Annotated in this window: 16 protein-coding genes and 1 tRNA gene; 7 read left to right on the top strand and 10 right to left on the bottom strand. The window is 48.6% G+C overall.

Translation table 11 applies throughout. The features are described from left to right. Positions 1–2 precede the first annotated feature (2 nt). On the bottom strand, positions 3–623 hold the full coding sequence (locus tag MYB54_RS08175; RefSeq protein ID WP_039285861.1) for a TfoX/Sxy family DNA transformation protein: 621 nt from the start codon (positions 621–623) through the stop codon (positions 3–5). Between the two features lie 223 nt (positions 624–846). Between MYB54_RS08175 and sulA the strand changes: the two genes are divergently transcribed. Next, complete coding sequence (gene sulA / locus MYB54_RS08170) at positions 847–1,353, top strand: SOS-induced cell division inhibitor SulA (RefSeq protein ID WP_010276016.1); 507 nt, start codon at positions 847–849, stop codon at positions 1,351–1,353. Between the two features lie 362 nt (positions 1,354–1,715). Continuing rightward, positions 1,716–2,801: a porin OmpA gene (ompA, locus tag MYB54_RS08165; protein ID WP_014915872.1), complete on the top strand. Its 1,086-nt coding sequence runs from the start codon at positions 1,716–1,718 to the stop codon at positions 2,799–2,801. 154 nt (positions 2,802–2,955) lie between these two features. Here the strand turns inward: ompA and matP are convergent, their stop codons facing one another. Beyond that, positions 2,956–3,414 (bottom strand): macrodomain Ter protein MatP, encoded by a 459-nt coding sequence (gene matP, locus MYB54_RS08160; protein ID WP_014915873.1) that lies wholly within the window; start codon positions 3,412–3,414, stop codon positions 2,956–2,958. A 177-nt stretch (positions 3,415–3,591) separates the two neighbouring features. Between matP and MYB54_RS08155 the strand changes: the two genes are divergently transcribed. Both MYB54_RS08155 and fabA read left to right on the top strand, forming a co-directional pair. After that, complete coding sequence (locus MYB54_RS08155) at positions 3,592–5,361, top strand: AAA family ATPase (protein WP_039509337.1); 1,770 nt, start codon at positions 3,592–3,594, stop codon at positions 5,359–5,361. A 91-nt stretch (positions 5,362–5,452) separates the two neighbouring features. After that, complete coding sequence (fabA, locus tag MYB54_RS08150; RefSeq protein WP_014915875.1) at positions 5,453–5,971, top strand: bifunctional 3-hydroxydecanoyl-ACP dehydratase/trans-2-decenoyl-ACP isomerase; 519 nt, start codon at positions 5,453–5,455, stop codon at positions 5,969–5,971. A 94-nt stretch (positions 5,972–6,065) separates the two neighbouring features. On the opposite strand, the gene MYB54_RS08145 is transcribed toward fabA, so the two are convergent. The 4 genes from MYB54_RS08145 to betI all read right to left on the bottom strand — a co-directional run bounded on the left by MYB54_RS08145 (position 6,066) and on the right by betI (position 10,694). Further along, the gene (locus tag MYB54_RS08145; protein ID WP_010275999.1) at positions 6,066–6,719 is read right to left on the bottom strand and encodes a tellurite resistance TerB family protein; all 654 of its coding nucleotides are present in this window, start codon (positions 6,717–6,719) and stop codon (positions 6,066–6,068) included. Positions 6,720–6,865: 146 nt separating this feature from the next. After that, the gene (betA, locus tag MYB54_RS08140) at positions 6,866–8,545 is read right to left on the bottom strand and encodes a choline dehydrogenase (protein ID WP_014915876.1); all 1,680 of its coding nucleotides are present in this window, start codon (positions 8,543–8,545) and stop codon (positions 6,866–6,868) included. A gap of 19 nt (positions 8,546–8,564) precedes the next feature. Next, positions 8,565–10,037 (bottom strand): betaine-aldehyde dehydrogenase, encoded by a 1,473-nt coding sequence (gene betB, locus MYB54_RS08135; RefSeq protein ID WP_248721787.1) that lies wholly within the window; start codon positions 10,035–10,037, stop codon positions 8,565–8,567. Between the two features lie 69 nt (positions 10,038–10,106). Then, entirely contained in the window at positions 10,107–10,694 is a 588-nt protein-coding gene (gene betI, locus MYB54_RS08130; protein WP_039275685.1) for a transcriptional regulator BetI, read from the bottom strand. 352 nt (positions 10,695–11,046) lie between these two features. Between betI and MYB54_RS08125 the strand changes: the two genes are divergently transcribed. From MYB54_RS08125 to MYB54_RS08115, 3 genes are all read left to right on the top strand, one after another. Next, positions 11,047–13,080, top strand: a complete 2,034-nt coding sequence (locus MYB54_RS08125; RefSeq protein WP_039548645.1) for a choline transporter — start codon at positions 11,047–11,049, stop codon at positions 13,078–13,080. Between the two features lie 216 nt (positions 13,081–13,296). Continuing rightward, entirely contained in the window at positions 13,297–13,935 is a 639-nt protein-coding gene (locus MYB54_RS08120) for an RpiB/LacA/LacB family sugar-phosphate isomerase (protein WP_010287191.1), read from the top strand. Positions 13,936–14,154: 219 nt separating this feature from the next. Then, positions 14,155–14,244: transfer RNA gene (locus MYB54_RS08115), tRNA-Ser, on the top strand. Between the two features lie 85 nt (positions 14,245–14,329). Here MYB54_RS08115 and phoH read toward each other — a convergent pair. From phoH to MYB54_RS08095, 4 genes are all read right to left on the bottom strand, one after another. Further along, entirely contained in the window at positions 14,330–15,118 is a 789-nt protein-coding gene (phoH, locus tag MYB54_RS08110) for a phosphate starvation-inducible protein PhoH (RefSeq protein ID WP_010279663.1), read from the bottom strand. 531 nt (positions 15,119–15,649) lie between these two features. Continuing rightward, complete coding sequence (gene fliZ / locus MYB54_RS08105; protein ID WP_014915880.1) at positions 15,650–16,165, bottom strand: flagella biosynthesis regulatory protein FliZ; 516 nt, start codon at positions 16,163–16,165, stop codon at positions 15,650–15,652. A 204-nt stretch (positions 16,166–16,369) separates the two neighbouring features. Continuing rightward, positions 16,370–17,092: an RNA polymerase sigma factor FliA gene (locus MYB54_RS08100; RefSeq protein WP_014915881.1), complete on the bottom strand. Its 723-nt coding sequence runs from the start codon at positions 17,090–17,092 to the stop codon at positions 16,370–16,372. Positions 17,093–17,685: 593 nt separating this feature from the next. Further along, entirely contained in the window at positions 17,686–19,104 is a 1,419-nt protein-coding gene (locus tag MYB54_RS08095) for a hypothetical protein (RefSeq protein WP_248721786.1), read from the bottom strand. Positions 19,105–19,157 lie beyond the last annotated feature (53 nt).

Here is a 19,157-nt window from a genome sequence, read left to right as displayed (position 1 = left end):
CCTCAGTGCTTTGGCCCTTTGGAAACCGCATTGCTTTTATACCATTCCAACAGTTCATTGCGGATACCGCGAGGGAGTGCCGCCTGATGTGTGCCACAAATGGCGCCAGCAAGCGCCAATAGCACGTTAACACTCAGATTAGCGCGAACCTTCCGCAACTCGAGATAGCTGTTTTTGGCACCATAATGCTGTAATTCATCGACATTCTTGATCCCTGCTTTCCACAGCAGCCGTTCGATATCGTGGTTAAGATTCGGAAGATCCTTTAACCGCCCGTTGGTACTTCTGACTGCCTTATCATACTGCGCCCCTCCCAACGCCAGATGGGCGAAATACAATAGCTGCTCAGATTCTTGCCATAATGCTTCATCGACAAGAAAGTAATTCAACGGAACGGGCATACCGCGCTTGGTATAAATCAGATTAGGCATATCACGCTGCTGAAAATATTTTTCATCCTTCTTACTGGCGCGAAGATAAAGCTCCCCTTCCGACACCAGTCCAAAAATCGTTTTATTTGCTGCGATGCTGTAGCCACCAAATTGGGAACGTGAAGTGATGTCCCCCAAAGATGAAAAAGACTGCTGAGATTGCAAAATCCTTTTTTTGCATAATTGCTTCATTGCCATAATCCTTAGTATTGAAATGATCTCGTCCTGAACAATTAAAAATATCTGTAGCAGGAACAAATAATTAACCACAGCCCCGATGCGGCTTCAAACAGTAAATGTGTTTACTGTCTCTTGCATAAGGAATATGCGAAGCGCTTTCAAAAAATCAGGTTGATTTTCACGCACACAGCGGATACTGTATGTTCATACAGTAACACTATGGGTAGAACTCATTATGCGTACGCAATCAATCCGCTCTCACAACATCGAGCCGTCATCATTTTCTGCAAATCAACACGCTGCGGAGCCCTCGGTTGCCACAGGTGGAATTATCAGCGAAATCGTGTATAACGCCGATCAGCCCATAGTCACACACCTGTTATTACCGCTCTTACAGCAGCTAGGCACGCAGTCTCGTTGGCTGTTATGGCTTTCGCCGCAGCAAAAATTGAGCCGCCCTTGGGTCCAGCAATCTGGGCTGCCGTTGGATAAAATGGTGCAACTCCACCACATCAATCCGCTGTTTACCGTTGATGCCATGGAAAGAGCTTTGCTGACAGGGAATTACAGCGCTGTTTTATGCTGGTTACCGCACGAATTGACGGAAGAAGAGAAGGTTCGGTTACGGCACGCCGCACAGGCAGGAAATACGTATGGCTTTATTATGCGGCCAGAAAGTGCTGGCGCTGACGCCTATAGACTGTTTCCTAGCCTTAAAATTCATTCGACATTGTATCATTAAGTAAATTAAGAATTTTCTCAGCCCATTCAGGTTATATGTCTTATCGATCGCCGCAGAGCGGTATTCTGCGGGCTTTTTGGATATATTTGATACAGCTAAAAGGCGTAAGATCTGTCAAAAGCATCTACTATTTGTTAGCAAGTATGTATGAATCGTGCGATTTTCTTATGACGCAAATCACATCATACTTGTAACTTTCTCATCACGTTGTAGACTTTAACTCGCTGGAGTTGCTCTTTTATAACGTCAGTTGACTGACAGTGAGTCATAAATAAGGGCAAAGTCTCCGACCAAAGGATTTTAACCAAAGGTTTATTAGCCCTCCGGGTTAATTGCCGATTTGGATGATAATGAGGCGTAAAATGAAAAAAACAGCTATCGCAGTTGCAGTGGCACTGGCTAGCTTCGCGACCGTCGCGCAAGCAGCTCCTAAAGACAATACCTGGTACACCGGTGGTAAACTGGGTGTGTCTCAATTCCACGATACTGGTTTCTACGGCAATGGTTACACCGGTATCAATAACAACCCGATCAAAAGCAAGTTAGGCGCTGGTGCATTTGTTGGTTATCAAGCCAACCCGTACCTGGGCTTTGAACTGGGCTACGACTGGCTGGGCCGCATGAAGTATGCAGGTTCTACTGCTAACGCAGCAGACAGCGCGAGCTTCAAAGCACAGGGCATCCAACTGGCTGCTAAACTGAGCTACCCAGTTCTGCCTGATCTGGACGTTTATAGCCGTCTGGGTGGTATGGTATGGCGCGCAGACAGCCACGCGGCTATCGGCGGCGGCGACATCAACAACGACGACACTGGCGTTTCTCCGCTGGCTGCAGTTGGTGTTGAATACGCTATCGACAAAAACTGGGCTGCACGTGTTGACTACCAATGGGTAAGCAACATTGGTGATGCTGGTACCGTTGGTGCCCGTCCAGACAACCTGCTGATGAGCGTTGGCCTGTCTTACCGTTTCGGCCAAGATGACCGCGTAGCACCAGTTGTTGCTCCTGCTCCAACTCCAGCTCCGGCTCCAGTTGTTGAAACCAAGCGTTTCACGCTGAAATCTGACGTCCTGTTCAACTTCAACAAAGCAACGCTGAAAGCAGAAGGCCAGCAATCACTGGATCAACTGTACACCCAGCTGAGCTCTCTGGATCCGAAAGACGGTTCCGTTGTTGTTCTGGGCTTCACTGACCGTTTAGGTTCAGAGCAATACAACCAAGGCCTGTCCGAAAAACGCGCACAGAGCGTCGTTGATTACCTGGTTTCTAAAGGTATCCCTGCGAACAAAGTCTCTGCTCGTGGTCTGGGTAAATCTCAACCAGTTACCGGTTCTACCTGTGACAACGTGAAACCTCGTGCTGCGCTGATCGACTGCCTGGCACCGGATCGTCGCGTAGAGATCGAAGTTAAAGGCATCAAAGACGTTGTAACTCAGCCTCAGGCTTAAGTTATTAACGAAAAAAAACCTCGCTTCGGCGAGGTTTTTTTTATGAAGAACATCCTTGTCTGTCACCCTTCGGGCCGTTGGTACGCAACGTTGAAAAACGCTCCCTGCGTTTTTTATGCATGTTTGTCAGCGCGATAAATGACAAAAACACCGATCACGTCTCGTCTTTATTCAGAATGGCTTTAAGATCCTGTTTAAGCAGCGACATCTGGCTGGCATATTTTTCTTTGTGCTCAGCGTCTTCGATTAACTGTACAATCGTTTCTGATAAGGTCACCCCACGTCTCTGAGCCAGAGCCGCAAGGCGCTGCCAGACCAGGTATTCCAGATCGATAGATTTCTTGCGTGTATGCTGGTGCTCTGCGTTGAAATGACGTTTACGCCGTGCACGAATCGTTTGCTTCATCCGGTTTTCTAAAGAGGGATTCATACACTGTGCAATCCACTCCAGCACTTTCACCGGCTGATTTTCCATTTTAAGCAATGCCTGTACGGCGTCATCCGCAGCACTTTGCTCGAGAAAACGCGTAATCTCTTCTCCCTCCCGATGCTTCTTCACCAGGTATTTCCATTTCCACCCGCACTCAAGATTTTCTAGTTGTTGATATTTCATATTAAATTCTTCAGTGACCGCGTAACGTGACTTTCAGCATAACAGTTTTCCCTGATTTTGACCGCTTTCTGGCGGCTTTCTGACAGCTTTTAAGATGATTAGCCAAACCTGGTCTGAGCTTCAACGTATGAAAGATGACGGAGAGATGACTCTCCTTATGCGAAGTCTAGATTATTCTTGTATAATCACGCTTTTCCTTCAGACGATTACATTGATACTTTGACCAGTAACCGACTCTCATGGCAGCATTTACTGCCCAATAATACGCCTTATCAAACGCTATTCACTCAGGCAGCTCAGCTTGCTCCTGCTGAATTCTCCGCTATTCAGTCGCGTCTGGCAGACAGCCTGACGCTCTTTTGCCACCCTCGTTCCCCTTCCCGCTTTATGCTGTTGAAAGCGCAAGAGAATGATGAATATATGGCATTGATCGCCCGTGCGCTAAGCGCCATCAGGCCAGACTCCGGGGCGATACATGGCAGTAAATATATCATTGAGGGTCGTCATATCCGGGTCGAACCCGCCACACAGCCTGCAGATAATTTTGCCGCACAGCAGCTCTGTGGTTATCAGGAATGGATTGAACCTGAACAACTCTTCGGCTGCGTACGCAGTTTTCACGATGAAATCACGCTGCATCCAGGACTGATTCATCAGCTCAACGGCGGCACGTTGATCCTATCAGCCAGAACGCTGCTGGCTCAGCCATTGATGTGGCTGCGTCTGAAGCAGATTATGGCTGAAGGTATTTATCGTTGGCAGTCACCAGACGAGCGCAAGCCACTTCCTGTTGATGTGCCACCGATGCCGCTTGATATTCGCCTAATCATTCTCGGTGACCGTGAAAGTCTGGCAGATATTCATGATATGGAGCCGGAATTAGGCGAACACGCTATTTATGGCGAGTTCGAAGCACAATTGCAGTTGATTGAAACGGATGACATGGCGCGCTGGTGTTCCTACATCAACGCACTATGCAGCGAAAATCAACTACCGTTGCTGGACGCCGATGCCTGGCCGGCATTAGTGAACGTTGCGATACGCTACAGCGGCGATCAGGGTAATTTACCATTATGCCCACGCTGGCTAATCGGTCAGTTAAAATATGCGTCGCTATATGCCAGAGATGGCCAAATCACGGAGCAGGCGCTGGTTGACGCCGTTGCCGCTCGCCAATGGCGTGAAGGCTACCTTCGTGAACGTATGCAGGATGAAATAGAATTAGGCCAGATCCTGATCGAAACAGAAGGCGAAGTCGTCGGCCAGATTAATGGACTTTCAGTATTGGAATTCCCAGGCTACCCCGTTGCCTTTGGCGAGCCGACACGTATCAGCTGTGTGGTTCACGCTGGCGACGGTGAATTCACCGACGTTGAACGCAAAGCCGAACTTGCTGGCAATTTACACGCCAAGGGTATGATGATTATGCAGGCTTTCCTGATTACGGAACTGGAGCTTGATCAACAGCTGCCTTTCTCGGCTTCCATGGTCTTCGAGCAGTCGTACAGCGAAGTTGATGGCGACAGCGCCTCACTGGCAGAGCTGTGCGCGCTGGTTAGCGCCCTCTCCTTGCGGCCAATCAATCAGCAGTTCGCTGTGACCGGCTCCGTCGATCAATTTGGTAACGTGCAACCCATTGGCGGCGTGAATGAGAAAATTGAAGGTTTCTTTGAGGTCTGCCAGCGTCGTGGATTGACGGGAACACAGGGAGTGGTTTTACCTGCGGCTAATTTACGCCATCTCTGTTTACAGGAAGATGTCGTTGAAGCGGTACGCGAAGGGAAATTCCACCTTTTCCCGGTAGAAACTGCGCCGGAAGCGTTGTCATTATTGACCAATTGCGCTTATGACGATGAACAGCAGCCAAACCTGCTGTCCGCCATTCGTGAGCGAATTGGGCAACTGACACCGCAAGAACGTAGACGTTTCCCTTGGTTTTTCCGTTAAACCAACTGGTTCAACCAGACGCAACAGACTTGCCCAGCGTACAGGTGTACGCTAACCTGCGTGCTTCATTAAAACAAGGCTTACAGAGACCATGGTAGATAAACGCGAATCCTATACAAAAGAAGACCTCCTTGCCTCCAGTCGTGGCGAACTGTTCGGCCCGAACGGCCCTCAGTTGCCTGCCCCTAACATGCTCATGATGGACCGCGTCGTTAAAATGACGGAAGACGGCGGTAAGTATGGCAAAGGCTATGTGGAAGCCGAATTGGATATCACGCCTGACCTATGGTTCTTCGGTTGCCATTTCATCGGCGATCCGGTGATGCCAGGTTGCCTCGGTCTGGATGCCATGTGGCAGTTGGTCGGCTTCTATCTGGGCTGGCTGGGTGGCGAAGGCAAAGGCCGCGCGCTCGGCGTGGGTGAAGTTAAATTCACCGGACAAGTGCTGCCAACAGCGAAGAAAGTAACCTATCGCATTCACTTCAAACGCGTGATCAATCGCCGTTTGGTGATGGGGATTGCTGATGGCGAAGTACTGGTTGACGGTCAGCAGATCTATACCGCTGACGAACTGAAAGTCGGTCTGTTCAAAGACACCAGCGCTTTCTAAGCATCAGATAGCACTGCGGGCGAAAAACCTTTCGCCCGCATTACCCGTTTATTTCTCCGACATTATCTCACCATCGCTTAAACCACTCGCCCTACTATGATGGACTTTTCAGTTCATTGGTGATCGACTGCCGTACATCTTGCGGTATCTTCAATTCGGTCGCTAACGCATCCAGATAGCTTTTCTCCATGAAGTGATCAACATCAATGACCGCGCAGCTCAAGAAGTAGACCTCAAGCGCCTCTTCCTCATTTTTCACATCTTTCGCCAGCAAAATTGGATCAAGCGGTTGTTCTATGGCTTCCTGCACCCAGCGCTGCGCTTCACTGCCCAGTTGCAGCTGCTGAATATTTTCATCAATACGCTGTTTCTCAGTCGCATCAATATGGCCGTCACTTTTAGCAGCAAAAACCAGAGCCTGAATCAGACGACGGGCACGAATATTGTCACCCGAGGACTGAGTGCCAAACTGCGGATCGTCCTGATGCGTATCGCGAACACGTTTTTTGTACTGGTTCCACAACACCACGCCCGCCGCAGCACTGCCACCAATGATCAACGCATTTTTACCCAATGAACCCATGATTTTCCGCGTGGACTTATTCGATAACAATACGCCCGCCAAACCGCCCAGCGCAGCAGGCTTTAGCATATCGCCCAAATTGCCGTTTTTACCCCCTTGATGCTGATTCCCCTGCTTGCTACCGGAGCCCAATAAGCCCTGAATCTGTTGCAGCCAATTATTCATTTTCATTCCTCAAGGAAAAGTGACATCACTGATGGTGTTGTCACCCATAGTAATGGTGCGGAAGGCGTTTGTTTGTCAGATTGTGTATAGCAATGAAAAGTATGGACCGCGCTTTCTCTGCGGTCCATCTGGCTATGCAGGAAGCGTCACGAAACCGACTTCAGCGGCGCTTTTCTCACTGGGGTATTTCCGGAAACATAGTAGCGCGCTTTGCTGCGCGGAAGCGGCTGACGGCGGCGGATTCGGTCGGCAATTTTCTCGGCAATCATGATGGTTGTCGCGTTCAGATTACCGGTAATAATCTGCGGCATGATGGAAGCATCCACCACGCGTAGCCCTTCCATACCGTGAACCCGGCCTTGCCCATCGACCACCGCCATCTCATCCTCTCCCATCTTACAAGAACAGGAGGGGTGGAATGCTGTCTCAGCATGAGTGCGGATAAACTCGTCCAGTTCCTCATCAGTCTGAACCTCCAGCCCAGGGCTGATCTCTCGCCCACGGTATTTATCCAGTGCGGGCTGCGCCATGATTTCACGCGTAATGCGGATCGCATCGCGAAACTCCTGCCAATCCTGCTCCGTCGACATATAGTTGAACAAGATGCTAGGGTGCTCGCGGGCGTCTTTGGATCGCACTTGTACACGCCCCCGGCTGAGTGAACGCATGGAGCCGACGTGCGCCTGAAATCCGTGCTCTTTCACCGCATTACTGCCGTTGTAATTAATGGCGACGGGCAAGAAGTGGTATTGAATATTCGGCCAGGCGAACTCATCCCGACTGCGAATAAAGCCACCCGCTTCGAACTGGTTGCTAGCCCCAACACCAGTGCCATTGAACAACCATTCCGCGCCGATTTTAGGCTGGTTAAACCACTGCAGCGCTGGATACAGCGATACCGGTTCTTTGCAGGCATATTGCAAATACATTTCCAGATGGTCCTGCAGATTCTCGCCGACGCCGGGCAAATCGTGTACCACGGGAATATCGAGACGCTGGAGCAAGTCTTTCGGCCCCACGCCAGAACGTTGCAAGATTTGCGGCGAGGCGATTGCGCCCGCACACAGCAGCACCTCGCGGCGTGCCTTCGCCGTCTGCGCACTTTCCCCTTTAAAGTAAGCCACGCCAACGGCACGTTTTCCGTCAAAGAGAATCTTGTCAGTTAAGGCATGCGTCACGATGGTCAGATTTTTACGGCCTTTTGCCTGATCCAAATAGCCTCTCGCGGTACTGGCTCGACGCCCCTTCGGCGTGACGGTTCTATCCATCGGACCAAAACCTTCCTGCTGATAGCCGTTAAGATCGTCCGTACGCGGATATCCGGCCTGTACGCCCGCTTCAACCATCGCGTGAAACAGTTCGTTGTTTCCCATCTTCGGCGTCGTCACTGAAACAGGACCGCTCGCGCCATGGTAGTCATTCGACCCCACGTCTCGCGTTTCTGCTTTACGGAAATACGGCAGGCAGTCAAGGTAACTCCAGTCTTCCAGACCCGGCATGGTCGCCCAGTTATCAAAATCCATCGCATTGCCACGGATGTAGCACATACCGTTAATCAGCGAGGAACCACCCAGCCCTTTGCCGCGACCACATTCCATACGGCGATTATTCATGTGAGGTTCTGGGTCGGTTTCATAAGCCCAGTTATAGCGCTTCCCCTGCAATGGGAAAGCCAATGCGGCGGGCATTTGCGTGCGAAAATCCAAACGATAGTCCGGGCCGCCCGCTTCGAGCAGCAGAACGCTTACGTCGCTTTCTTCTGTGAGACGCGTTGCCAGCACGTTTCCTGCCGAACCGGCTCCGATAATGATGTAATCATATTCCATTAGGCTTTCTCCCCTTCGTTTAAAATACCGAGCGGAATTCACCCAGTTCAACCTGTACAGACTTGATTTGCGTATAGTGTTCCAATGTTGTTATGCCGTTTTCACGTCCGACACCTGAATGTTTGTAGCCGCCCACAGGCATTTCAGCCGGAGACTCACCCCAGGTGTTGATCCAGCAAATTCCGGCCTCAAGCTGATGAATCACCCGATGTGCCCGATTCAGATCGCGGGTCACGATGCCAGCCGCCAGCCCATACTCGCTCTCATTAGCGCGGCGGATAACCTCATCCTCATTCTGATACGTCAGAATACTCATGACCGGGCCAAAGATTTCCTCGCGCACAATCTTCATGTCGTCCCGGCAGTCCGTGAACACCGTTGGGGCAACAAATGCACCTTGCGCATACTTCTCGTCAGTCATCGGTTCGCCGCCCACCAGCACGCGGGCACCTTCACGCTTACCGCTTTCGATATAGCGCAGTACGGACTCTCTGTGCGGGAAGCTGACCAGCGGGCCAAAATTCACCAGCTCGTCAGTCGGGTCACCAATACGAATGCGCTGAACGCGCGCCAGAATTTTTTCCTCAAACTGTGCCTGCAATGCCTGCGGGATAAAGACGCGTGTACCGTTAGTACACACCTGTCCTGAGCTGAAGAAATTCGCCATCATGGCGATATCCGCTGCCTTATCCAAATCGGCATCATCAAAAATGATCAGCGGCGATTTTCCACCCAACTCCATCGTGACCTCTTTCAGGGTCGAACCTGCGGCATTGGCCATTACCGTTTTCCCGCTGGCAATCCCACCGGTGAAAGAGACTTTGGCAATCCCCGGATGCGTGGTTAGCGCCTGACCAACCGACTTTCCCGTCCCCGTCAGCACGTTGAATACGCCAGCCGGCAGCCCAGCCTCGGTATAGATTTCCGCCAGCTTCAGCGCGGTGAGCGACGTGACTTCACTGGGTTTGAAGATCATCGCATTGCCTGCCGCCAGCGCAGGGGCAGATTTCCACAATGCGATCTGAATGGGGTAGTTCCAGGCACCGATACCCACGACCACGCCAAGCGGTTCACGGCGGGTGTAGGCGAATGAGGTATCACGCAGAGGGATCTGCTGACCTTCCAGCATAGGAATCAGCCCTGCGTAGTACTCCAGAACATCCGCGCCGGTCACGATATCAACAGTGCGGGTTTCCGAGAGCGGCTTACCAGTATCGTGCGTTTCAAGCAAGGCGAGTTCATCATTGCGCTCACGCAGGATATCCACGGCGCGACGTAAAATGCGCGAGCGTTCCATCGCCGTCATCGCCGCCCATACTTTCTGCCCTGAGGTTGCTGCACTGACCGCCCGATCTACGTCAGCAGCAGTGGCCGACTGAATGTGGGCAATGATGTCGCCATTCGCGGGGTTAATCGCCTCAAACGTATCGTCACCCGTGCTATCGACATAAGTGCCGTTGATATAAAGCTGTTGTAAACCGTAGTGAGACATAAATTCTCCTGTCTGATGGCTGCCCGAACAAACGTTCAGGGCAGAAAAGGCAAAAATGATAAGGAAGGATTACGCGCGGACGAGCTGCTGTTCGATATAGTCGTAGGTAATGCTCAGCGCTTCTTCGCGGTTGAAGGCCTCATGGCTTAGCGCACCACGTAGCCACAGCCCATCAATCAACCCCGCCAACCCTTTTGCTGCAACACGCGCGCGATCCTTCGGCAAACAGTGGCTGAATTCGACACACAGGTTGGAGTAAAGTCGCCGATCGTTAACCTGCTGTAGCCGATGGAGCATGGGGGAATGCAGGCTACTGGCCCAGAACGCTAGCCAGGTTTTCATCGCTGCGCTATTCGTCTGGCTATCATCAAAATTCCCCTGAACAATCGCCCGCAAGCGTGCGCGAGGCGTATTTTCTGCCAGATTCAGCAACCTTGATTTCACCGCCAGCCCTAGATGACTAATCAGATAACGCATCGTCGCTTCCAGTAAGCCATTTTTATCGCGGAAGTAATGGCTGATGATTCCATTCGACACGCCCGCACGTCGGGCAATCTGTACGATTGAGGCATCATGCATCCCCACATCGTTAATCGCGGCCAGCGTCGCTTCGATGAGTTGCTGCCGTCTGATGGGCTGCATTCCGACTTTAGGCACCGCACTTCCCCTTCATTTTCTCCCCTTCATTTTTGCGTGATGAATCACGGTAAACGACGGTGATTCATGATCCGATTTGTCCCATTAAACTTTTTTTTGATTGAACGTTCAATAAAAAATGAATATCTTTTATTGCTGAAAGGTTAAAAATCTGTATCAATTATCATGAAAAATGGTGTGAGTTCAGACGATAACTCCACCTTAAAAAGAATAATTTCTTTTTTGTTCTGACGACCTTCTTCAACGGAAAGCGTACTCAGCGGATGTCCTGCGCCGTATTCTTGATATGCGCTAAGCGCGCTTCGTGGAGAGAGGAATCAGAGTATCTGTTCACGTCACGCAAGGGATAACCATGCCAGCATCAGAAACGACCACCCAACAGGATCGCCTGAATCCTGTCGTGTTCTACACATCCGCGGGATTAATCCTGACCTTCTCGCTGATGACCATGTTGTTTAACCAAGAAGCAAATGCCTGGATTACCCACGCGCTCAACTGGGTTTCTGCCACATTTGGTTGGTACTACCTGCTAGCCGCCACGCTCTACATCGTTTTCGTCATCTTCATTGCGTCATCTCGATTTGGATCGATCAAGCTCGGGCCAGAACAGTCGAAACCTGAATTTAGCCTGATGAGCTGGGCAGCGATGCTATTTGCGGCGGGGATCGGTATCGATTTAATGTTCTTTTCCGTTGCGGAACCGATCACGCAATATATGATGCCACCGGAAGGACAGGGCCAGACGATAGAAGCGGCACGGCAAGCCATGGTCTGGACGCTGTTTCACTACGGGTTAACCGGCTGGTCAATGTACGCGCTGATGGGCATTGCTCTGGGCTATTTCAGCTACCGGTATAATCTGCCGCTGACGATTCGCTCTGCCCTGTACCCTATCTTCGGTAAACGTATTAATGGCCCGATTGGCCATAGCGTTGATATCGCAGCCGTACTCGGAACCATCTTCGGTATCGCGACCACGCTGGGCATCGGCGTCGTTCAGCTTAACTACGGGCTGAAAGTCCTGTTCCAGATCCCAGAAAATCTCACCGTTCAGGCCTCGCTTATCCTGCTTTCCGTAGTCATGGCGACCGTTTCCGTGACGTCTGGGGTCAATCGCGGCATTCGCTTCCTCTCCGAGCTTAACGTCCTGCTCGCACTGGGCCTGATTCTTTTTCTGCTTTTCTGGGGTGATACTGAGTTTCTGCTAAACGCGCTCGTGCTTAATGTCGGGGATTACATCAATCGCTTTACCGGTATGACGCTCAACAGCTTTGCGTTCGATCGCCCAACTGAGTGGATGAATAGCTGGACGCTGTTCTTCTGGGCATGGTGGGTCGCATGGGCGCCGTTTGTTGGGCTATTTCTGGCACGTATCTCGCGCGGCAGAACGATTCGGCAGTTCGTTGTCGGCACGTTGATCATTCCGTTTGTCTTTACGCTGCTGTGGCTCTCCATTTTTGGCAACAGCGCGCTTTATCAGGTGCTCCACGGTAATCTGGATTTTGCCAATGAAGTCATGCAGCACCCGGAGCGCGGATTCTACAGTCTGCTAGCGCAGTACCCCGGCTTTAGCTTAAGCGCCTCTGTCGCGACCATTACCGGCTTGCTGTTTTATGTCACCTCTGCCGATTCCGGATCGCTGGTCCTGGGCAACTTTACCTCTCGCCTTGGCGACATCAATAATGATGCGCCAAACTGGCTGCGAATTTTCTGGTCAGTCGCCATTGGCCTGCTGACGTTGGGTATGCTGATGACAAACGGTGTGTCAGCCTTACAGAACACCACCGTCATTATGGGCTTACCGTTTAGCTTTGTGATGTTCTTTATTATGGCGGGATTGTACAAATCACTGCGGGTTGAGGATTACCGTAAAGCCAGCTCCTTACAAACCTCAGCCCCAATGCCAATCTCCGGCGACGATCGTCTGAACTGGAAGCAACGCATCTCACGCGTCATGAATTTCCCCGGCACAACACATACGCAAAAAATGCTGGATAACGTCTGTAAAGCCGCCATGGAAGATGTCGCGCGCGAACTGCGCCTGCGAGGTGCCAGCGTTGAAGTTAACGACTTGCCGCCTGTTGAAGATGAGCGCTTGAATCATCTCGAACTGTTGGTTGATTTGGGTGATGAACAGAACTTTCTTTACCAAATTTGGCCACAGCGCTATAGCGTCCCAGCGTTTACCTACCGGGCCCGTTCAGGTAAATCAGATTATTACCGCCTTGAAACCTTCCTGTTGGAAGGGAGCCAGGGGAATGACCTGATGGATTACAGCAAAGAACAGGTGATTAACGACATTTTGGATCAGTACGAACGACACCTGAATTTTCTTCATCTTAATCGAGAAGCGCCGGGCAATACGCTGACCTTCCCTGATGCCTAACCCCCTCCCCTATGGCGCTGAAATACAGCGCCATTTTCAATACGTTATGCTTTTATTCTCCCTTTTCCTTGTATCGTATTTTTCCTGAATCTATGGGCTGTGCCGCATTCTTTGCTTCCACGATTTGCGCTTTATTTTTGAAACGGTATACTGCACACATCAAATTGAAATACAGTTTTAAAAAATGTATTTGTCCGTCACAGAAAAGGAACGAACATGAAAATTGCACTGATTAACGAGAACAGCCAAGCTGCCAAAAACGCCATCATCGCCGAGTCTCTGACCAAAGCGGTTGCACCGTTGGGCCACACTGTACACAACTACGGTCAATACGCCGTTGAAGATGCAGCGCAGCTGACCTACATCCAGAACGGTATTCTGGCAGCTATCCTGCTGAACTCCGGCGCGGCTGATTTCGTTGTTACCGGTTGCGGTACTGGCCAGGGCGCAATGCTGGCTTGTAACTCTTTCCCAGGCGTAATTTGCGGTCTGGTTGTTGACCCATCTGATGCTTACCTATTCTCTCAGATCAACAACGGTAACGCGGTATCCGTTCCTTACGCTAAAGGCTTTGGCTGGGGCGCTGAACTGAACCTGGAAAACCTGTTTACCCAGCTGTTCAAAGAAGAAGGCGGCCGTGGCTATCCAAGCGATCGCGTTGCTCCTCAACAACGCAACAAGAAAATCCTGGATGCCGTAAAAGCAGTGACCTACAACGATCTGATCACCATCCTGAAAGGCCTCGATCAGGATCTGGTTAAAGGCGCGATTGCTGGTCCTAAATTCCAGGAATACTTCTTCGCTAACAGCAAAGACGAAGCACTGACCAGCTACATCAAAACGCTGCTGGCATAATCGTCAATAGCTGAAAAAGAGAACCACAGGCCATCGCGGTCTGTGGTTTTTTTATGCCCATTACCCGTTCATTTTGCCTACATTTTAATGACAGGGTTACGTGGACTATCCGTTACCGTTCAATGCTTAGCCATACGCACCGTTCGCACTAAATACTGCTTGACCGAAGCTAAGCGACTCCCTATAGTAGCGCCCCGTTGCCCCTTGTAGGCAACCCCCGGTGAGGTGTCCGAGAGGCTGAAGGAGCACGCCTGGAAAGTGTGTATACGTGAAAACGTATCAAGGGTTCGAATCCCTTCCTCACCGCCATATAAAAGAAAACGCCCTTAACGCAAGTTAAGGGCGTTTTTTTATGGTGAGTCATAGGAACGTTCATTCCCATGCCACACAAACATCAGCCGTAGGCATGGAGCGTACGCTGGCACAGCGCCGAGCGCACGCAGTCTTCTTTACCGAAAGAGACCACGCCAATCATGTCATCCTCAACGAAACGCTCCAGTGCGTCGCGCAGGCCGGATTTAACCCCAGATGGCAAATCACACTGCGTGACATCACCATTGACGATAACCGTGACATTTTCGCCTAAACGCGTCAGGAACATTTTCATTTGGTTCACTGTCACGTTTTGCGCCTCATCCAGAATCACAACTGCATTTTCAAATGTCCGCCCGCGCATATACGCAAAAGGCGCGATTTCGACTTTGGCGATTTCCGGCCGCAAGCAGTACTGCATGAAAGAGGCCCCCAGTCGACGCAAAAGTATGTCGTAAACTGGGCGGAAATAAGGCGCAAACTTCTCCGCAATATCTCCGGGTAAAAAGCCAAGATCCTCGTCGGCCTGCAATACTGGCCGCGTAACAATAATACGCTCAACCTCTTTATGGATTAGTGCCTCCGCCGCTTTCGCAGCGCTCAGATACGTTTTACCGCAGCCAGCTTCGCCTGTGGCAAAAATCAACTGTTTGTTTTCTATCGCAGACAAGTAATGTTCCTGGGCGACAGTGCGAGCTTGAATAACGGAATTATCACGATTTTCACGCGCCATTCCGATTGCTTCAATCCCGCCCATCTGTACCAGAGAAGTGACCGATTCTTCCTCACGCTGACGATGGCTACGCGACTCACGACGGATAACGCGTTTGGCTTCACGACGAGCTTTGATCACTGCTTTTTGTCTTCCCATAGTGGCACCTTACAGTTTGTTTCACTTACCGCACTGCTCTACAGTGCGTGACGTTTAACTCACTAACGAGGTTAGGCTTCCTTATTAAGCCAATAGCGGACAGAGAATACGCATTATTCATCCACGAACAGAGTGAAAAACGGGTCGAGTGCTCATGGATAGAAAAAGAAAATATACGGAGAGTTTGGGTAACAAGAGAATGGCGCAGTGTTGAAAATAAGTGGGAGGAAAATCCCTCGCATCGGCGAGTCAGCGTCGTAGAATCTTGGCATCGACTACAAAGTCCAGAAAAGGACATTACCATTCGCGTTCCTCACTGTGACAACGACTATTCCACTGAATAATGATTGATCGCATCGTAGAACTACTGCTAACCATTGCCTAAAAATTAGTGCCGAATGATTTCAGTAGTATGACAGTGCAATAATTTGCCTCTGCAATGCAAGCATTTTTTACACTGTCATAACATTTACGTATAGTCAGTATCCCATGGTTTGGCAATGTCAGCCTGAGAATGACGCATGATGTGCGTCAGAAATGCCGCTGCCAGTCCAGATATTGATCGTATTTTCGTAAGGCGCTGCGGTAAATATTTTGCTCAATACCGGGAAGGTAATCACATACGCGCTGCTGTACCCCATCGCGGTGCCGGGAAAAAGTTTCTGCGGGATAATTATTAGCGGCAAGCAGCTCATCCAGGCGCCGCAAGCGAATGACATACTCGCGCATTGTGCTATGGCGGACTTCAGTCTGCTCAATCAGATACTGTGTGAAAGCTTTAATATCGAAATAGCTAGCAGTGGTATTGCATAATATTTCGCTACAAAAGCGGCAAAGTGGGATTAATTCTTGTTGCAGACTGGACCAGATGTCGTCGTCAATAAGCCGGTCGATGCTGCCGATCGATTTTTTATTGATGAGCTGATTGCGAAATACCAGTGAAACGCGGTCGAGCTCTTTATCACACTGGGAACAGTTAGTTTGTCTGTGTTTGAAGTCTTTCAGATAACGGCTTAGGAGCTGTTTCTTCCGAATTGATGGGTGCATGAATCCATTCCATGACAATATATAACTTCAATGTGAAGCGATAGCATCGTTCATTACACCAGAGAGCCTGGTATGCTAAAAACAGGTGAGATGAATCATGCAAATACTGATGCAAGACACGCATCAATATTCAAACATGGTCATAGCCCTGCTACTTCAGTGACTGAAGATATACTTTGATAACAGTATTCCTACGCAGCGCAATTAAACATCATTCATTAATTTCACGCGCAGGCGCTTTATCGCCTGGCTATGCAACTGACTGACTCTCGACTCTCCGACTTCAAGAACGGCACCGATCTCTTTCAGGTTCAACTCTTCCTGATAGTAAAGCGTCAATACCAACTTCTCACGCTCTGGCAGGCTTTCAATCGCATCCATTACACGATGACGCAAATTGCCTTCCATCAGTTGATGCAATGGATTCGCATCTTCATTGCCTTCCAGTAACGCCTCTGCGCTGTCACCATGTTCTTCACGCCATTCATCGTAAGAGAAAAGCTGGCTGTTATTCGTATCCAGCAATATCTGACGATAATCCTCAAGCGTGATATTCAAGGTCTGCGCAACTTCCTGCTCCGTTGGAGTACGACCGAGCTGCTGTTCAGCCTGTTGCATTGCTTGTGCCACTTCCCGCGCATTACGCCGTACACTGCGTGGAGCCCAATCACGACTGCGTAATTCATCCAGCATCGAACCGCGAATTCGTTGGACGGCATAGGTGGTAAACGCCGTACCTTGTAACGAATCATAACGCTCAACTGCGCTTAGCAAGCCGATACCGCCAGCCTGTAGCAGATCGTCAAGCTCAACACTCGCGGGGAGACGAACCTGTAAACGCAAGGCTTCATGGCGCACTAGTGGTACATAGCGCTTCCAAAGGGAATTTTTATCCATTGTGCCTTCGGCGGTATACAAATCGCTCACAGTGACAAATACCTACGATGATAATGTTATCGACACTATTATGCTTTTAGGTAGGGTAGCCAATCGTCTGAATAGCGTCAAAAAAGGAGGGTTATTCATGCTATGCATGACAGGACTGAGTAAAGAGTCTGCGGAGAGAAACACAAACGGCATCTATAGATGGTGTAATGCGACAGAAAATCTGTGATGTATATCTCTTTCGGAGGGAGATGATTCTAGCGCAGACCTCTGGCAGAGGAAAGGCCGTTTTATGGAAAGGAAATGCTGCTTTGTGGCCAGTCTGAGTACAGCAATTACAAATTTTATTTTGCGCTTAGCTTAGTAGTATTGCCTGGCAATGCCAAAATCTTGTCACCATAAGCCAATGGCACTGATAACAATTTTAGACGGTCCTGATAAATGATACACAGCTTAACGTCTGCGAGCGGAACAACACTGTTGATCATTGCAGGAAACCAGAATTAATCAATAGGTTATTCCGCCTGCCAGAATCAGGCCACATTGAGGAGGTTAAGCGCTTTGTCTAAGTTTAAAGAGGGGATGCGTCATTCCTGTTTTATATTACTGAAATGACACAAGTATTCTGACAACTATTAATTGCTAGTATATTTATCAATAAGATACTTTTTATATGAAGAATATTTTCCTTCAACGTTTTTCATCGTTGTCACCACCCACATGAATGAATAATCGGTATGACTAATATCACAGACGAATGATGAATTAATCCTGAAGACAACACTTTTATCTTTTACATAATCAAGAGCAGCAGAAAGCGCAACTTGATCTAAAAACCACACATTATTGTTGCTCACCAAGTTAGTATGAATAAATGATGCAACTCTATTAATATAGTCCTTTGACGTACTCCCGCCACCTAAATAAACAAAACCTGCCGATACATTCTCCCAAAAAGGCGCATTTTCAGTAGTAGTCAATATCAAGTCAAACTCTTCTACATGAATTGATGACAGCCAATCTTTTCTTAACAAACAGTCAGCGTCTAGAAGTAAGACAGGTGTATCTAATGCATTTAAAGCGTAGTCAGCAAAAACAAAACGCCTTAATGTATATTGGATAATCATGCCTGAAGGGGTAGAAAAGCTTTCCGATGTGCAAGAAATATTTAATTCAGGAAGTTGTTCATTCTTTCTTTTAATATCGGCAGATGTTTCTTCATCAATATTGTAAACGTGAACATGAACATTAAAATTCTCCTTATTTGTTTCATATATTGAATACAATGCTGGAATAGTATGCTCATAGTAATATTTAACATCACAAGCTATAATGATAGTTGTTTTTTTGTTCTGATGGTTTTTTCTTATTATCCAATCATAGTTATCATCAGGAACAGAGAAAACTTTATTGTCTAAAAGCGAAGAAAAATTAATATAAGAGTCAGGATACCCGCCAAGCTTGTAAATTGCACAAACCACCATTAATAAAGTCATTAAATCTTCACCTATCAAATGCTGACTAGATGTCATTTCTCTTACTAAAGGCAATGCAAGTTCATAGTCTTCTTCAATGATACAAATCATCAACAATATTCTGAAGGCTGCGGGAGAATTTTTTAATGCAGAAAAGTTATTATTTATTAAAGCAACCGATGAATCAACATCACCAATCCTAAATAAAATTTGAATGGCTATGACAAGGTATTCTATATTTGGATTTAACTTCAATATCCCAACTAATGAATCGCGAATACCTGAAACATACTCATTAGGCAATTTTTTCTGATAGCCACCCCATTTTTCATCAAAGATGAAATTAGCCTGAGCAATTGTCACAAGTAGTTGTTTTAATGCATTATCACTATCTGGTGGCAGACCACTATCATATAAAATTAATTCTCTGGCAACAAACAAAACATCGCAATTAAATTCTTTAATCACACTATCAATGATTCTCAGGGGAATATTACCAGTATTGCCAAGCTCAAGTTCTCTTGTAAATACATCCCGATAAAATTGATGCGCAGCTTTTGCACGAATGTAGTTTTGCATAATGTCCTTCATTTCCATTAGCTACTTAACAAGTATAATTTTAAAAAAATATA

It is taken from the genome of Pectobacterium nicotianae, assembly GCF_023272715.1.
Classification (GTDB): domain Bacteria; phylum Pseudomonadota; class Gammaproteobacteria; order Enterobacterales; family Enterobacteriaceae; genus Pectobacterium; species Pectobacterium brasiliense.
The sequence above is the reverse complement of the archived record's forward strand: the minus strand, read 5'-3'. Positions and strand labels throughout refer to the sequence as shown.

Coding starts and splice junctions, on each gene's coding strand:
- phoH (WP_010279663.1), bottom strand. CDS start 15,118: ATGGGAAGACAAAAAGCAGTGATCAAAGCTCGTCGTGAAGCCAAACGC.
- MYB54_RS08095 (WP_248721786.1), bottom strand. CDS start 19,104: ATGCAAAACTACATTCGTGCAAAAGCTGCGCATCAATTTTATCGGGAT.
- MYB54_RS08125 (WP_039548645.1), top strand. CDS start 11,047: ATGCCAGCATCAGAAACGACCACCCAACAGGATCGCCTGAATCCTGTC.
- MYB54_RS08175 (WP_039285861.1), bottom strand. CDS start 623: ATGAAGCAATTATGCAAAAAAAGGATTTTGCAATCTCAGCAGTCTTTT.
- MYB54_RS08145 (WP_010275999.1), bottom strand. CDS start 6,719: ATGAATAATTGGCTGCAACAGATTCAGGGCTTATTGGGCTCCGGTAGC.
- betA (WP_014915876.1), bottom strand. CDS start 8,545: ATGGAATATGATTACATCATTATCGGAGCCGGTTCGGCAGGAAACGTG.
- ompA (WP_014915872.1), top strand. CDS start 1,716: ATGAAAAAAACAGCTATCGCAGTTGCAGTGGCACTGGCTAGCTTCGCG.
- fabA (WP_014915875.1), top strand. CDS start 5,453: ATGGTAGATAAACGCGAATCCTATACAAAAGAAGACCTCCTTGCCTCC.
- fliZ (WP_014915880.1), bottom strand. CDS start 16,165: ATGCACCCATCAATTCGGAAGAAACAGCTCCTAAGCCGTTATCTGAAA.
- sulA (WP_010276016.1), top strand. CDS start 847: ATGCGTACGCAATCAATCCGCTCTCACAACATCGAGCCGTCATCATTT.
- betB (WP_248721787.1), bottom strand. CDS start 10,037: ATGTCTCACTACGGTTTACAACAGCTTTATATCAACGGCACTTATGTC.
- matP (WP_014915873.1), bottom strand. CDS start 3,414: ATGAAATATCAACAACTAGAAAATCTTGAGTGCGGGTGGAAATGGAAA.
- MYB54_RS08120 (WP_010287191.1), top strand. CDS start 13,297: ATGAAAATTGCACTGATTAACGAGAACAGCCAAGCTGCCAAAAACGCC.